Origin of the sequence: Mesorhizobium sp. M7A.F.Ca.MR.176.00.0.0, from assembly GCF_004023165.1 — a bacterium.
Lineage (GTDB): Bacteria > Pseudomonadota > Alphaproteobacteria > Rhizobiales > Rhizobiaceae > Mesorhizobium.
In genome coordinates, this window is the sequence record NZ_RZTC01000040.1 from 1 (window position 1) to 16082 (window position 16082).

General features: G+C 59.2%; 12 protein-coding genes. 4 read left to right on the forward strand and 8 right to left on the reverse strand.

Going from position 1 to position 16082, the window contains the following annotated elements; translation table 11 throughout:
• Positions 1 to 183: 183 nt before the first annotated feature.
• From EOB59_RS37205 to EOB59_RS15525, 8 genes are all read right to left on the reverse strand, one after another.
• Positions 184 to 573, reverse strand: a complete 390-nt coding sequence (locus EOB59_RS37205; RefSeq protein WP_281061723.1) for a transposase — start codon at positions 571 to 573, stop codon at positions 184 to 186.
• A gap of 714 nt (positions 574 to 1287) precedes the next feature.
• Positions 1288 to 2337 (reverse strand): C45 family peptidase, encoded by a 1050-nt coding sequence (locus EOB59_RS15490; RefSeq protein WP_128288723.1) that lies wholly within the window; start codon positions 2335 to 2337, stop codon positions 1288 to 1290.
• 319 nt (positions 2338 to 2656) lie between these two features.
• A complete protein-coding gene (locus EOB59_RS15495) occupies positions 2657 to 3730 on the reverse strand; it encodes a dipeptide ABC transporter ATP-binding protein (RefSeq protein ID WP_128288724.1) in 1074 nt (357 codons plus the stop codon).
• Positions 3727 to 4734 carry an ABC transporter ATP-binding protein gene (locus EOB59_RS15500; RefSeq protein ID WP_128288752.1) on the reverse strand — a complete coding sequence of 336 codons (1008 nt, stop codon included), beginning with the start codon at positions 4732 to 4734 and terminating at the stop codon, positions 3727 to 3729. Before EOB59_RS15500 ends, EOB59_RS15495 begins: the two co-directional genes overlap by 4 nt.
• A 1-nt stretch (position 4735) precedes the next feature.
• On the reverse strand, positions 4736 to 5617 hold the full coding sequence (locus EOB59_RS15505; protein WP_128288725.1) for an ABC transporter permease: 882 nt from the start codon (positions 5615 to 5617) through the stop codon (positions 4736 to 4738).
• A 1-nt stretch (position 5618) separates the two neighbouring features.
• Complete coding sequence (locus EOB59_RS15510) at positions 5619 to 6560, reverse strand: ABC transporter permease (RefSeq protein ID WP_128288726.1); 942 nt, start codon at positions 6558 to 6560, stop codon at positions 5619 to 5621.
• Positions 6560 to 8164: an ABC transporter substrate-binding protein gene (locus EOB59_RS15515; RefSeq protein WP_128288727.1), complete on the reverse strand. Its 1605-nt coding sequence runs from the start codon at positions 8162 to 8164 to the stop codon at positions 6560 to 6562. Before EOB59_RS15515 ends, EOB59_RS15510 begins: the two co-directional genes overlap by 1 nt.
• 866 nt (positions 8165 to 9030) lie before the next feature.
• On the reverse strand, positions 9031 to 9918 hold the full coding sequence (locus tag EOB59_RS15525; RefSeq protein WP_245486642.1) for a MurR/RpiR family transcriptional regulator: 888 nt from the start codon (positions 9916 to 9918) through the stop codon (positions 9031 to 9033).
• Between the two features lie 468 nt (positions 9919 to 10386).
• Between EOB59_RS15525 and EOB59_RS15530 the strand changes: the two genes are divergently transcribed.
• From EOB59_RS15530 to EOB59_RS15545, 4 genes are all read left to right on the forward strand, one after another.
• Positions 10387 to 11742, forward strand: a complete 1356-nt coding sequence (locus EOB59_RS15530; RefSeq protein ID WP_128288753.1) for a Glu/Leu/Phe/Val dehydrogenase — start codon at positions 10387 to 10389, stop codon at positions 11740 to 11742.
• Between the two features lie 98 nt (positions 11743 to 11840).
• Positions 11841 to 13484 (forward strand): MFS transporter, encoded by a 1644-nt coding sequence (locus EOB59_RS15535; protein WP_128288729.1) that lies wholly within the window; start codon positions 11841 to 11843, stop codon positions 13482 to 13484.
• 344 nt (positions 13485 to 13828) lie between these two features.
• The gene (locus tag EOB59_RS15540; RefSeq protein WP_245486643.1) at positions 13829 to 14347 is read left to right on the forward strand and encodes a UPF0262 family protein; all 519 of its coding nucleotides are present in this window, start codon (positions 13829 to 13831) and stop codon (positions 14345 to 14347) included.
• A 56-nt stretch (positions 14348 to 14403) separates the two neighbouring features.
• Positions 14404 to 16047, forward strand: a complete 1644-nt coding sequence (locus tag EOB59_RS15545; RefSeq protein WP_128288730.1) for an MFS transporter — start codon at positions 14404 to 14406, stop codon at positions 16045 to 16047.
• The last annotated feature ends 35 nt before the right edge of the window (positions 16048 to 16082 follow it).

A 16082-nucleotide genomic window follows, 5' to 3' on the forward strand; every position in this document is an offset into this window, starting at 1 on the left:
CCTGAAGCAAAACAGGTTGCCCCCAAGGGGATTATGTTTGAGGACCTCCTGCACCCGTAGCGCCAATGATGGAAAGCCACATCTCATGTCGGTGTAGCCTGTGGCTAACCACACACGCACGCCTTCTGTCGGGATCATCGCAGCATTTCCAGCCCCTGCAAGATCCGCATCAGGACACCTACGTCAACAGTGGTCAATGATCACACGCCGGCCGTTGGCCCCGACGATTTCCATCCGGCCACCGGTAGACACCGCTTGGCTGGTCGTAGCTGGTACTTCAGAGTGCGATCGCTCAGGAGCCGGCTCTTCCAGCTCTACATCGTGCAGGCTGGGACCGACAACACCCATGTCGATGAAGGCGATCGGTGGGGGCTCGGGCAGCGGGTTGGACCGGCCCAATCGCCCTTGCTGGGCTTGCTTCATCCAGATGAACAAGTGGTTCGCGTTCATGTCGTGACGCCGCGCCACAACCGACACCGGATCGCCGGACTCCTGCACCTCACGCACGACCGCCAGCTTCTGCTCGACCGTCCAGGAGCGGCGCGTCCGCTGTCGTTCCGCACCCGGCGGCAGCGGCACAGCCGCGGGCGTGCTCGCTTCCACCGTCGACGGCTGCTCCATAGCCAGATACTTCATTCGCCAAGTGTCCACTTAATCTAAGCGGACACTAACGCCTCAAGGTACGCGTCAGTAGGCGGCCTTCATCGTATGAATACCGAACTTATTCGGTCAAGCGCAATCATCGGGTCGGCGTAAGCTTTCTCGACGAAGGCGCCAAAGGTCTCGACGTCCCTGGATCAGGTTCGGCGTCGCCGCTTACCATGTAGCACTGGGGTGACCTCTTGGCCGCGCTCACCGCGCGCCGGTATTCGTCCACTAGCTCAAGACAGTCACGAACCAACGCTACGATGTGCCGGGGCCGCTTGCGGCGGCCAAGATCCTGAAGGCCGAACCCAGAAGAACTCCTCGTTGTTGGCAAGCAGGATGAGGGATCCTTAGGCGGCGATGCAGAAGCTGGCTATGATTAAGCAGGAGGCCTCGACAAGGTCCGGTAGCCTCTCCTCGATGGAGGCGACATCATTTTTGAGCCTTGGTCAAGTTGTTCCGTTCGAGGGTCATCAGACGAACGATAGTACGTGCGGCGGGAACGTAGCCAAGACCGCTTACAGCTTTTTCGGCACATCTTCGTCGGGCTTTCGCGCGACGGCGGCTGACTCATCCACGACAATAAGACGCGGAATAAAGCCGAAACACCTGTCGCGTTTTCGTCAGCTCAACGTCCGCAAGTTAGACGACGGGCATTGTCCCGCCTAGCGCATCGCGCTCGTCAGGACCGGCATGAACGCGCCATTCAATGCGATCGGGGAAAAGCGAAAAGATGCCGGTGGCAAGAGTCTGGGAAGTACCTGAACCGTTCTTATAGATCGGGACGGTCTCGTCAAACAGCACCACCTCTGCGCCCGGAGTGTGCGCGTGTTCCGCAATCATCCGGTCGGCCGCTTCCTGTCGATCGCGCGACGAAGGGGAGATCGTCTGCCCCAGACCGTCGAATTCCCGCGAAAGTAAATGGTTTGCGTGGGCAAGCGGCGAGACAGCTTCCCGAAAGACGCAACCTGAGGCCGGCGCCTCGACAGAGACGAGCCGGCCCGTCTTCGCCTCACCAAGATTGTGATGATAGCCGCTGGCGCGGTCCCTGCGTTTCAGAATTTCGATCGCGTCGTCCAACCCTCTCGCGCTTAGGATCGCGCGGCAGATGATTTCCCGCGGCACGCCAGCTTTGAAATCATCGGGCGTGACGTTGTTATTGGCTTGGACGAGCCCGGCTTCGTTCAATCCGAAGTATGTCGGCAGCACGCCGGGCGTCATGAAACCGCTCCAAGCCGGGCCCTCGTCGGGTTCAACCTCGACCCAGAGACAGGTGCCGAGAAATACCGCCGGGCCGTCTTCGTTATGGGCAATGATCGCCGGGCCATCACCGTCGGATGGGATCAGGAGCGAAGTGCAACCTGTGGTCGCGGCGTTTCTCGTCTCCAGGGAAACATTTTCGGGAAGGGGCAGGTCGGCGTCGCAGATCTTGAGAAAGATGGTTTCGAAGTCCTGCCCGGAGCCTGCGGCAATTCCCTCGATCTCGCGCACATATTGAGGATAGGCCGCGCGGGCCGCCGCTTCAAGATTCTTCACATAGTCCGATCCGCGCCAGCAAGCGTCCAGGGCCTGGTAGTACTCAGTTCGAAAGCCGTGCTCGAAGAAGGTGGAGGCGGTAGCCTGACCGATCGCTACGCCGATCGAGAAGGCATCTCCCTTCGCGCGGACGCGTTGGATGGGATTCTTGGACATTTTTTACATCTCCTCGCTTATTAGTTGATGATTGCACCGGGCCGTGCGATCCGCTGGGGTCCGACCTGATCAGCGAAGAAGGATCGCCGCGTCAAAAGCCGTATTGTGTCCGGAACATCTACGACGACCTGGAAGCCGGCCTTCTGGTATATTATTGCCAGTGCCGGCGGATGGTAGAGCTATCAAGGTTAAACGTACGGGTCGTCTCACAGCCTCCTGCCCTTGGGCTGGCTGACAACCTTTCTCGTGCGCATGTTTCCCCACGGACTTCTCCTTTTTCTTCTTCCTGCCTAACTTGACACGATGTTCCGTGTTCGTGTCAGCCGTACGCTGGAGATGTCCGATCGGATGAAGGCGTCTGTGGCCTGCCACGGGACTGAGCAGAACTAGCTGCCGCAGCGGGCTGGGTTGTGATGTCTGTGGCCGGAGCGCGTACATGACAGGCCACGACGCGCCCATCTGGCATTGGCACCAAAGGCGGCACTTCGATGCGGCACCGCTCGATTGCAAGCGGGCAGCGGGGATGGAACGCGCATCCCTTTGGCGGATTGATCGGGCTTGGAACCTCGCCCTCGACGGGCGCCTCCAGCCGAACCCGCGTCGGATCCGGCACTGGTGCCGCCGCGATCAGCGCCTCGGTGTAGGGATGGACCGGCTTCGCGAACAGCGCCTCGCTCGGGGCGAGTTCCACGATCCGCCCCAGGTACATGACGGCAACGCGATGCGCGATATGCTCCACGACGCCGAGGTCATGCGAGATGAAGACGAAGGCGATGCCCATCTGCTGCTGGAGATCCAGAAGCAGGTTCAGGATCTGCGCCTGCACGGAGACGTCAAGGGCTGACACCGCCTCGTCGGCGATGATGAGAGAGGGGTTGAGCGACAGGGCGCGTGCAATGCCGAGCCGCTGGCGCTGACCGCCCGACAATTCGGACGGGAGCCTGTGCATCATCTCGGGCGACATTCCGACTTTTTGGAGAAGGTCCGCGGCGAGCGCGTTGCGCTGCTTGCGGCTGAGGCGCTCAAAATTCTCGACGGGTTCGGTGATAATTTGCCCGGCCGTGAGGCGCGGATTCAGCGACGAGTAAGGATCCTGAAAGACCATCTGCATCCGACGGCGCCACGCGTGAAGCGCGTCCTTCTTGAGACCCGCAATATCCGTCCCGTCGATCAGCACGCGGCCGCCCGTCGGCTCGACGAGCCGCATCAGGAGCCGAGCGACAGTCGACTTGCCGCAGCCGGATTCGCCGACGATGCAAAGCGTCTCGCCCGCCTCGACGGAAAAGGATATATCTTCCACCGCCCGGATCACTGACACGCTTTTCTTGAAGATTCCTGCACCAAGCGGATAATGCTTGGTCAGATTTTCGACCTTCAGCAAAGGACCGTTCATGCGCCCATCACCTCTTCGGCGCGCCAGCAAGCCGCGCCGTGGCCCGACCCGACATCTCGCAGGGCAGGTGTCTTCTCGCGGCAAATGTCGATCGCAAACGGGCAGCGTGGTGCAAAGCTGCAGCCGACGATGGGCTCGCGCAGGCTTGGCACGATGCCGCGAATCTCCGGGAGGCGGCGCTGTCGGCCGCGCCGCGGATCCGGCACCGATCGCAAGAGGCCCTGCGTGTAGGGGTGCGCCGGATGCGCAAACAAATCTATGACGTTTGCTTGCTCGACGATCCGGCCGGCATACATCACAATTACGCGTTGGCATGTCTCGGCGACGACGCCGAGGTCGTGCGTGATGAACATCACGGCCGTTCCCGTGCGTTCTTTCAGATCGACGATCAGCCGCAGGATCTGCGCCTGGATGGTGACGTCGAGGGCCGTGGTTGGCTCGTCGGCGATCAATAGTTCTGGTGAGCAGGCGAGAGCCATTGCGATCATGGCCCGCTGGCGCATGCCGCCCGACATTTCGTGGGGATAGTTGTTGACGCGCCGTTCCGGATCAGCGATGCGGACGAGACGGAGCATCTCTTCGGCTTTCTTCATGGCCGCCGGGCGGGAAGCCTTGGTGTGGATCTGCACCGCCTCGGCGATCTGGTGGCCGACAGTATAGACCGGGTTCAGACTCGTCATCGGCTCCTGAAAGATCATGGCGATCTGGTCGCCGCGGATCTTCCGCATCTCCCGATCGGACAGTTCAAGGATGTCGCGTCCGTGAAAGCGGACCTCGCCGCCGACAGTCCTGGCGGTCAGCTTCGGCAGCAGGCGAAGGATGGAAAGAGCTGTAACGCTCTTGCCGCAGCCGGATTCACCGACGACGCCGAGCGTTTCGCCTTTCTTTACCTGGAAGCTGATGCCGCCCAGCGCGCGAGTGACGCTCTCTTCGCCGTAAAAGTGCGTCTCAAGGTCTTGGACGTCGAGAAGCACGTCATTCCCTGCGGTTTGATGCATCTGCATGTCAGCGCCTCCGCTTCGCGCGGGGGTCGAACAGGTCGCGCAGGCCATCCCCGAGCAGGTTGACTGCAAGCACCGTGACGGCAAGGCAGATACCAGGGGCGAAGATCGTCGATGGGGCGATAGCGAGATACAGTCGAGAGCTTGAGATCATGTTGCCCCAGCTGGGCGTCTCGGGCGGCACGCCCACGCCGAGGAAGCTCAGCCCCGCCTCTGTCAGAATCGCATCTGCGCAGACTATGGCGCCCTGCACCATAAGCGGTGGAATGGTGCTCGGCAGAATATGCCGCCATAGCACTTTCGGCAGGCGCGCGCCGCCGCAGAGGGCGGCTTCCACATAAGGACGCTCGCGAACGCCCAAAACCACCGAACGGACTAGCCGCGTGACGCTTGGCAGCTGGGGGATCGTGATGGCGACGATGAGAATGCCTATCCCGGGACCCGTCAGAGAAATAAGGGCGATGGCGAGCAGAATGGTCGGGATCGACATCAGGCCGTCCATGACCCGCATTACGATATTGTCGAAGCTGCGGACATAGCCGGCAATGACTCCGATAAGAAGCCCGCCTAGAGCCGCGCCCACCGCCGACGTCAATCCCACCAAAAGTGAGATCCGGGCGCCGAACACTGTTCGTGCAAAGACGTCACGGCCGAGATTGTCAGTGCCAAACCACGCCTCCGAGGAAGGCGCCTGAAGCCGTTTGAATGGATCCAAGTTCAATGGATCCCCGGCGTAAAGCGGGGCAGCGATAGCTACAACGATCAACAGAGCTAACAGGCCGCCGCCTATCACGACTAGCGGATTCCGCCTCGCCAGACGGGGAAGGTCAGATAGTCGCCAGCGTCCCGTCGGAACTGTTTCAACTGGCGCGGAGAGTATCGTCATATCAGTACCGGATCCGAGGGTCGACGAGCGTATAAGAGAGGTCGATCGCAAGATTGATAATGACGTACAGCCCGGAAACGAGGATGAGCACGCCTTGAATGATGGGATAATCGCGGTTGTTGATCGCATCGACCACCAAACGACCGACACCAGGTATGTTGAAAACCGTTTCCGTGATGACAACACCGCCAATCAGACCTGCGAAACTTAAGCCGATCACGGTGAGGATCGGGACACCTGCATTCTTCAGTGCGTGGTGGAAAAGCATAGAATAGGATGACGCGCCCTTGGCAGCGGCTGTTCGCATATAGTCTTCCGACAGCACTTCGAGCATGCTCGCCCGCGCGATCCGAGCAATAAAAGCAATGTAGGGAACGCTCAAAGTCACAGTCGGCAGGATCAGATGCACAAGCCAGGGCCCTAAGCCATGGTCGATAGGCTGGTATCCTTGGACGGGCAGCCAATGTGCTCTGATAGAGAACACGTATATGAGAAAGAAGCCGACGACAAACACCGGGACAGAAAAACCAAGTGTCGCGAATGCCGTCAGGATGCGATCAACAAGACCGCTCGCTCGCCACGCGGCAAGGATGCCGAAGGAGACCCCAATCGTCACCGAAAGGAGCATCGTCAGGATCGAAATCGAAATTGTCGGTTCCAGCCGCTGCGAGATCAGCCCGAGAACGGATCCCCCCGTGAAAATCGAGTGCCCGAGGTCGCCGCCGAGGATGCTGAGGGCCCAATTCACGAACTGGACCGGCAGCGGATCATTGAGTCCCAACTGCTCGCGGATGCCAGCAATCTGATCGGCCGTGGCCGACCTGCCGGCGATCATGGCCGCCGGGTCACCCGGTGCTAGCCTCAGCAACAAGAAGACAAAGATCCCGACCATCGCCATGACGGCGATGGTCGAGAACATCCTGCGAAGGATATAGGCAGGCATTACGCCCCGGCCTTCTGCATGTTCCACATCGGCATGCCGTATCCGCTCGTGACGTCGAGGAGCCCGGTTAGAACCTTGCGGCGCGCAATCGGCGAGACACTTTGACCCAGTTGAACGTGGCCGACGAAGTCCCACCATATGTGTTGCATCTTGCGGGCTAAAGCTTTGCGCTCTTCGAATGTTTCGACGTCCGCCCATTTGGCCCTGAGAGCCTCGTATTCATCGTTCTTCGGCCAACCAAACCAGGCCTTGTCGCCGTTCGCGAGCAAGGGAGCAGTGCTGATGGGGTTGCCGAGGCTGAAATCGGGATAGGTCGTAATGAAGATGTTCCAGCCGCCATTCTCGACCGGGCCCTTATTCGTTCGTCGCGAGGCAAGTTCTGCAAAGGCCATTGACTGAAGCTCAGCTTTGATCCCAATCTTCCGCAATGAGTCCACTAGCAGCAAGGAGGTATTGTTGCCGTCACCCCAATCCGTAGGTTGCAGAATGACGACCTTCTCGCCCGCATACCCAGCCTCATCGAAAAGTTGCTTGGCCTTTTCCGGGTTGCCCCCCTTCTTATACCATCCCGTATTTTCGTCATTTGTGTAGGGGCTGGTATTTCCAAATATCGAAGTGGCAGTGTGGCCGTATTTTGGATCCGAATTTACGACATGCAAAAAGGCCTCCTGGTCGATCAGGTGAAGCATTGCTTGACGCGCCTTCACGTTGTCGAACGGCGGCTGCAGGAAATTCATGCGCATGAAAAATAGTTGGCCAGACTTTAGGATGACGTCAAGAGCAAGATTGGGATCGGCCTCGATTACGCTGTAAAAATCTTGGGGCGGGGTCAGGAGATCTACTTCTCCTGCCTGTAAGGCGGCGAGAGCCGTCTGGCTATCGTTAAGATGCTCCCAAACGACCCGATCGACATTGACAATCTTGCCGCCGGCCAGTCCGTCGGCCGGCTCGCTGCGCGGTACGTATTTATCATTGCGGTCGTAGGTGATGCTCGCGCCTGGCTTCGCAAGAGCCTCGTTGAACTTAAACGGCCCAGAGCCGATGTTTGAGGTCACCTGCTCGGTTGCCGGACGATCCGCGTCCTTCGCGCGCATGACAGCGAGATAAAGTCCGCCTGCCATCAATTCGCGCAGTAACCCCAGCGGCTCCTTTAAAGCGATCCTGAAGGTCTTCTCGTCGATTTTCGAGACATCCTTGGCCCTCTCCATAATCAGTTGTCCACCTGCATCGGCTTGGCCCCAGCGGCGGATCGAAGCGACACAATCGGCCGCCGTGACGGGAGTACCGTCGTGGAAACTTAGGCCATCCCGGAGCTCAAATGTGTAAGTCCTCTTGTCGTCGGAAGTGCCCCACTTCCCAACCATTTGCGGCTGCGGCACAAGTTTGGAATCGAACGAGAACAAGGTGTCGTAGACTGCCAGACCATGACTATAGACAATGTCCAGCGTCGATACGATGGGATCGTAACCACGAAGGGCCTCCGTCACCATGCGGACTGTCCGAGCGTCGGCGGGCGACGTCTGCGCCCGAAGGATCGACGGGAAAGACAAAGCGGTACCGGCCGCTATCCCAGCCTTGATAACTTCGCGTCTAGATATTGTCATGTTCCTACTCCCCTTTTTCTAGTTTTGACATCCTTGGTTGATCGATTACGTGGTCAGCGCTGGCTCACCAAGTCACGCGGCACGGGACCGTCACGAGAGCAATAACACTAGGTCAGGAGACATGCAACAAGTGTTTTGCCACTGACACGTATGATCCGTGCGTTTCGCAGGGGCCCTGACAGTGAAAGGTCGTCGAGGACTTATTTTAGGGCCACGTTTTCAGCCAAGACGATTTCATAGAGTGCGTAGCAGGATCCCCCGGCCGCGGCCTCGGGCTCTTGTGTTGGGGCTACATCATACGAAGGGTCTGAGGAAGTTTGCCGCCGGGTTACTATCACTCACGAGTTGGCCTTATTTTGCGCTGGAGGATTGGGTCAGCCCGCGCCAATGCGGGTTCGCCCGGCGTGGACGGTCTGACCTTTGCCCGGATCGAGGCTGAAGGTGTAGAGGGTAGCTGGAGGGTCTGGCCGTAGCCGGTGCGCGGGGGCGGTGAACGCCCGCTCGGCATCCCGACTATTCGGGATCGGGTGGTCCTACGGCCGCCAAGCTACCAAGCTGCCAAGCTGCCAAGCTGGTCCTGGAACCGATATCGAGGTCGACTTCGAGGATAATGCCTATGGCTATCGGCCCAAACGCAGTGGCACCGACGAGGGCGCCGATCTTGAACAGTTTGTGGCGGATGGTGCCGCAACTGGCGCTCGCGAATTGGGTGAAGCGCAGCCCGATGTGGCGCAATGCGCATAAGACAGCTCAAGTTGTCGTGTCCCGATTTTCTTGTTGTGATAAGCATCCCCTAACACGCCATCTTCGCTCGGGATTAATCAGAAGCTCATTTTGTCACAGACTTGATCGCGAATTAGGAGTGATTACTCGCGTCTCGAGTCACTATTTTCATTTCCTTGAAGAGGCAATCGGATGTTTCGAGACGAAGGACCCGATTGTGCGTGGGCATTGATATCTGAAAGGTGAGCGTCAAATTGAAGGAGGTTCTCACGCGCGACATCCGAACTCCGCCCAGCAATAAGAGCGCCGAGAACCTCGGCTACAGCGAATGCCGGAGTCATTGTATGGAAAAATGATGGACTCTTAGTTTGTACAATAACTACATCGTCTGCGATGCGCGCAAGTGGAGACACTTCACTATCGGTGACAGCAACAACGGGAATACGGTGGCGGCGCGCGTATTCTGCAATTTCTAAAGTAACGCGGGTGTATGGAGCAACACTTACTGCCAAAAGCACATCCTGTTCAGCTGCGCGGGATAAGGCATCAGATCCTGTTCCTCCGACGGCGTCGAGTAAAACCGATTTGTCTCCTATCATCGATAGTATATAGCTGAAATGCCACGCAATCGAATGACTCGACCTTAAACCAATGCAAAAGGTCAGGCGCGAAGCCGCAATGCGCCTTGCGGTTGATACAATCGCATCAAGCTGCGTGGAATCGGCCAATTGAGCAATCTCAGCGGCTTGGGCACGGAGGATTTCGCGAGCAAGCCCATGGTCACCCTTCCGTCGCTGTGCAATAGCTTGAGCGCTGGCCTTGCCGGCAAACCCGGATTCCCCGCCGCGCAGGGCGTCAGCATAAAGCGCGCGAAATTCATCATAGCCTGCGAGGCCAAGATGCTTTGCCAGCCGGGTCATTGTCGATGGCTGAACGCCGGCTATTCTCGCTTGATCGCGCATGGACAGAAGTGCGACGTCATGAGGCTGGTCGATGATGTATCGTGCCGCCAGCTTGAATTGCTCCGACATTGTATCGAAGTCTTTGATTAGTCGGTCAGATAAGGGTCCGTGAGCCATATACCGTTGATAGCTTAGCAAGCTGCGTCATGCAACAGATGTTGCGTCGCAGATCCATTCATACTCGTGTTCCCTCGCCTCTCCGGTTTCAGTCGAAGAAATTTCCTGGGCACCTAAGATCGGCTCCATCGTGCGTCGATCGATTCATGAATGGGTGTCGTGAAACACATGTTGCATTGTGGTCAAACTTTGCTATTTTGAATTTCAGTAAGCCAGTTCTGGGCCTCATTGGATGGACGGATGTCGGCTCCCAATCAATATTCCCAGGAGAAAACACGAAGTGTATGCAACGTCTCAGCTACCGATGCGGATCGGCAAAAGTCAGTCTCGACATACTTCTTCTCAAGCTGAGAGAGGTGCATGATGCAGGTTGGTTCCGCAGGCTTTCTCGAAAGCGTCGACCAGAACTTCCGACATGCCATGTCTTTCCTGGATCTGCCGGAGGGTCTCGCAGAACGGATCATCCAGTGCAACTCGACCTATACGGTCCGGTTTGGTGTTCGGCTGCGCGGCCGCATGTACAGCTTCATTGGCTGGCGTTCGGTCCACAGTGAGCACTGCGAACCGGTCAAGGGCGGCATCCGTTACGCCTCCAATGCCGATGCCGAGGAGGTCGAGGCGCTTGCTGCTTTGATGACGCTGAAGTGCTCGCTCGTCGACGTTCCCTTCGGTGGTTCCAAGGGTGCACTTAAGATCGATCCGCGCGAGTGGACAGCGCAGGAACTCGAGCGCATAACCCGCCGCTTTACCCAGGAACTCAACAAGCGCGGCTTGATCGGTCCGGGCGTCAACGTTCCGGCTCCCGACATCGGCACCGGCGAACGTGAAATGGCCTGGATGATGGACGAGTTCCGCCGAGCCAATCCGACCGACGTCGTCAACGCACGCGCCTGCGTCACCGGAAAACCCTTGTCTAAGGGCGGCATTGCCGGGCGGACGGAGGCAACCGGCAGGGGTGTGCAATTCGCCATTCAGAGCTTCCTGCGCGACACCCGCACGCCCGGTCTCGACGGCCGGCGAGATCTCAAAGGAGCCTCCGTCGTCGTCCAGGGCTTCGGCAATGTCGGCTTCCACGCTGCCAAGTTCTTGTCGGAAGAGGACGGTGCGCGCGTCACCGTCGTTGCTGAACGCGATGGCTATGTGGCCAATCCCGAGGGCTTGTCGGTTGAGGCGCTGAAGCAGCATCAAATCCGCACCGGCAGTATTCTGGGCTTCGAAGGCGCCAAGTCCTTCGCCGACAGTATGACTGGCATCGAACAACCTTGCGACGTTCTCATCCCTGCGGCGATGGAGAACGCCATCCATGCCGAGAACGCGGAGCGCATCAAGGCGCACCTCGTCGTCGAGGCCGCCAATGGGCCAGTTACCTTCGATGCTGACAAGATCCTCCGCTCCCGCGGTGTGACCATCCTTCCGGACCTCTATGTCAACGCCGGCGGGGTCGTTGTCAGCTACTTCGAGTGGGTCAAGAACCTGACCCATATTCCGTTCGGGCTGATGGAGCGGCGGCGGCGCGAGCGGCGCAACCAGACGATAGCTGCTGCACTCGAACGGATGACCGGCAAGGAGTTCCCGGCCGACATTCGAGACGAGTTTCTCGAAGGCGGCGCCGAGATCGACCTCGTCCGCTCAGGTCTCGAAGATGTTATGCGCAGCACCTGGGCCCGGATCGGGGATCTACTGGAGAAGCAACCGGAACTCGGTGACTATCGCACAGCGGCTTATGTCGCCTCCATCCGGCAGATTGCCGAGGCATATGAGGCAATTGGGATCTGACTTATGTGGTTCAAGGGGAACGAAAAGGCGCCAGGAAAGAGGCGGCCACTAAAGCCCTCTGTCGAAAGGTGACAACCGAGTTGTGAGAGACATCCATCATGCAGCGTGAGGATTCCCATTCGGCCGTCTCGGCGGTACTAGCCCCTCTTCAGAACCGTGCGTTCCGCGCGATCTGGTCGGCTACGCAAATTTCTAGCCTCGGCTGGCTGGTGCAGACCACGGCGATCAGTTGGCTCATGGCGACGATTTCAGCGTCCGATGTGATGGTCGCGCTCGTTCAGGCTTCGTCGACGCTGCCGGCATTCTTTCTGTCCATCCTGGCAGGCGCTATCGCAGACAGTTTCAGCCGACGCGGTGTGATGCTCGCCGGCCACTGCCTGATTGCACTGGCATCCGCAACGCTGGCAATCTCTGTGGCACTGGGCTTTTCCAGCCCCTGGTTAATCCTCTGCCTCGGCTTTCTGGCGGGATGCGGATTTGCGCTGAACGATCCGGCCTGGCACGCCTCCGTTGGCGACATTCTCGAAAAGCGCGATATCCCGGCAGCGGTGACGCTGATGTCAGTCGGGTACAATATCATCCGCAGCATTGGTCCGGCTCTCGGTGGCCTTATTCTCGCTTTCCTCGGACCACTTGCCGCCTTCGTCCTGGCTGCGCTGAGCGATCTGGTGCCGCTAACCGCGGTGGCCCGTTCAAAATGGCATGTTCGCGCTTCTCCGCTGCCGCGCGAGCGCATTACCACAGCCATCCATGATGGCCTACGCTTCACCGCGATATCTTCGGAGATCCGAGCGGCCATTCTCCGCGGAACCTTGTTCGGACTGGCGAGCATATCCATCCTGGCGCTGCTGCCACTCATCGTACGAGATCGCTTGGCGAGCGGGCCGATTGTTTATGGCGCACTACTGGCCGCATTCGGCATTGGCGCATTTTCCGCTGGCCTTTGCAGCAGCCACCTGAGGCGGACGATGTCTCGAGATCAACTGCTCGCAGCCGCGTCCACCGCCTGCGCCGTTTGCTGCCTGACGCTGGCTCTCACATCGTCGCTTCCTTTGGCGGCCGTGGGTTTGGCAATTGGCGGTGCAGGCTGGCTTCTTACCTGGACCGGAATTGACGTCGCGATACAATTGTCGAGCCCGCGATGGGTCGTCGGCCGCACACTATCTATCTACTATGCCTTGTCGTACGGCGGCTTGGCGGCAGGCAGTTGGATCTGGGGTACCATTGCCCAGAACTACTCCCTGACCATCGCCTTCGAAGGCGCGGCGGCGGTCCTGTTGCTCGTTGCGGCCGGTGCTTTCGCGTTGCCGATCGAGCTTTGGGAGGAATCCGAACAGGGGTCGTCAGAGTTCGTCGCACCGTCGCTAGCACTGGATCTGAAGCCCAGAAGCGGGCCGATTATCGTCAAGGCCGATTACCTGATACCCGAGCACAACGTCGACGCCTTCCTGGACTGCATGCGCGAACGGCGACGTGTTCAGAGCCGGGCCGGTGCGCGGAACTGGTCGCTGCAGCGAAGCTTGCACACGCCCACGCTTTGGACCGAGACCTACTGGACGCCGACTTGGATGGACTACCTGCGCCTGAATCATCGGCTGACCGTCGGCGACAAGGAAATCGGCGTGCGTCTGGCCGCTCTGCATGACGGCGACCTTCCGCCTGAGCCAGCGCTGTCGATAGAGCGCGGAACCGGTCCGGCTCGCAGCCGCAGCCAGCCCATAACGCGCATTTCGCGGCCTTGAGGTGAAACTGGCGATGAGGAAAGCAGTCAATCAGCCGCAGCATGCTGTCCGCACATACTTCGAGGGCAGGTTCCCGACCTGCGCACGGCTATGTCTCCGGTCTCGTCGGGCCACTCGGCTGTCGTTGCCCCTGTCTCGACGACAGCCGCTTTTTCTTCGTTGTTCGGCGATGACGATGCGACCGTGGCAACGCGGAACAGCGAGACGGTCTCTAACAAGTTCCCCCTGCCTCCCAAGGCGCGTGGCTGTCGCTGGACATGTTTCGGCGGCAGCCACATTTTTCGGAACGCCGAGGGGCTTCGTCCGTGCCGACATATAACCACCGAAACAGAACGGGGCGCTCGATGACCTCCGTAACGATCACTTCGAGCGCCTTCCGCCTTTCCGCGGTATCATTGGACAATTCGTCCGGGCGCCCGACCAATTCAGAGCGGAAACACGAACAGGCTGTCGCGATTTTCGATCTGATTGACAGCAACAGTGTTGCGCCCGTCGATCACATCGGCGGCCCCTGCCGCTCTCTCTTGCGTTGGTGGAAAGGCCTGATGGTCTCTGTCACCACCGAAAGAGCCGGGCATGTTCTTTGCCATTATCAATCGCTCACGCCGTTCCGCCACATCCTGAAGGACTATGCTCTCGTTTGCAACGTCTACGCCGATGCCAAGGCGCCGCCGTCGCTAGATAAGCTTGAAGCGATCGACATGGGCCGCCGCGCCGTCCACAATGAAGCTGCTGCACTCCTGCTGGAACGGCTCAGATCCAAGCTCGTCATGGATCAGGAGACCGCCCGTCGGTTGTTCACGCTGATCTCCCTGCTGGTCACCCGCGATTCATTCGATCGCGCGGCACCCTTTCTACGGTAGCCGGAAGCTGTCTGCGACGGCGGGCGGCGCTACCTCTCCACAAGAGAATAAACGACATGTCGTCAAACGCAGAAATCGCATCCACAGGCTTGCTGGCGCCGCTGAAGAACCCGATTTTCCGTTCGGTCTTTCTCGCGTCTCAGCTCTCAAGTCTCGGCTGGCTGATGCAGACGGTGGCGCTCAGCTGGCTGATGGCCACGGTTTCAACCTCGGACGTGATGGTTGCGCTCGTCCAAGCCTCGTCGACGTTGCCAGCCTTCTTTCTGGCGGTCTTCGTCGGCGCGATTGCCGATAACTATAGCCGTCGCATGGTCATGATCGTCGGTCGAAGCCTGATGATGGCCGCAGCCGCGATGCTGACGATCCTCATGGCGTTTGGCATTACCGATCCTTGGCTGATCCTCGCGTTCAGCTTTCTGGACGGCTGCGGCATAGCGCTCAGCGATCCCGCCTGGCGCGCCTCGCTCGGCGACATATTGGAACGCCGTCAGCTGCCGGCTGCCGTCACCCTCCTCAATGTCGGGTTCAACACGGTGCGCAGCGTCGGTCCGGCGCTTGGCGGGATCATCGTTGCCGCTTTTGGACCGCTCGTCACATTCGCGCTGACCACGCTCGGTTTTATCGCCCCTCTTACCGCCTTGTGGCGCAATAACTGGAAGGTTGAAATATCGTCCCTTCCGCGCGAGGCGCTGATGACCGCCATTTACGATGGTCTGCGCTTCACCGCCATATCCTCGGAAATTAAGTCAACGATCGTCCGCGGAACGCTGTTCGGGTTCGCAGGCACCTCAACGTTGGCACTGTTGCCACTCGTTGCACGCGATGGCGTCAAGGGCGGACCAATCGGCTACGGCATCATGATGGGCGGTTTCGGCGCCGGCGCACTTCTGGCCGGACTGATGAATCCGACGCTCCGGCGGGTGCTCACGCAGGAATGGCTGGTGGTGCTTGCCTGCATCGCTTGCGCCATTTGCCAGGTATGGCTTGCGCTGACTTCTTCGCTCGTGGTTGCAGCGATCTCCCTCGCTCTTGGAGGCGCCGGGTGGGTGACGGCATGGTCCGGGCTCGGCGTGAACGTGCAGCTGGCAAGCCCCCGCTGGATCGTTGGGCGCACGATATCGATCCACAGCGCCTTTACCTATGGCGGCATCGCTGCCGGAAGCTGGTTTTGGGGCATCATCGTCCAAAACCACTCGCTTGCCTTGGCGCTCGGCTGGTCCGGTGTCGCAACCCTTCTGGTCGCGGTGCTTGGGCTCAAACTGCCGATCAGCAATCGTTCTGAATCGGAACTCGAACCCTCTGGTGGTTTCAGCGCACCTGCGGTGGCACTCGATCTGAAACCGAGAAGCGGCCCTATCCTCATCACGACCGAGTATGTGATCTCTGACGAGCACGTAGATCGGTTTCTGGAGATCATGCAGAAGCGGCGATACGCCCAAAGCCGTGTCGGGGCACGGCAATGGACGCTTACCCGGGATGTTCAGGAGCCGTCACGCTGGTTGGAAACATTCCGGACGCCGACCTGGACGGACTATCACCGTCTTCATCACCGCCTGACCGCGGCGGATAAGGAATTGGACAACCAAATTCTGAACCTGAGCGAGGAGAGCAAGCCTCCTCGAACGAGGATTCTGGTCGAACGGCCGACCGGCGGAGCGCGTAAGTCCTATCCGCTGGTGCCCTATTTTTCGCAGAAATAGCCGCGTGGGCATCCGAGCAAAATTGATGATTTCTG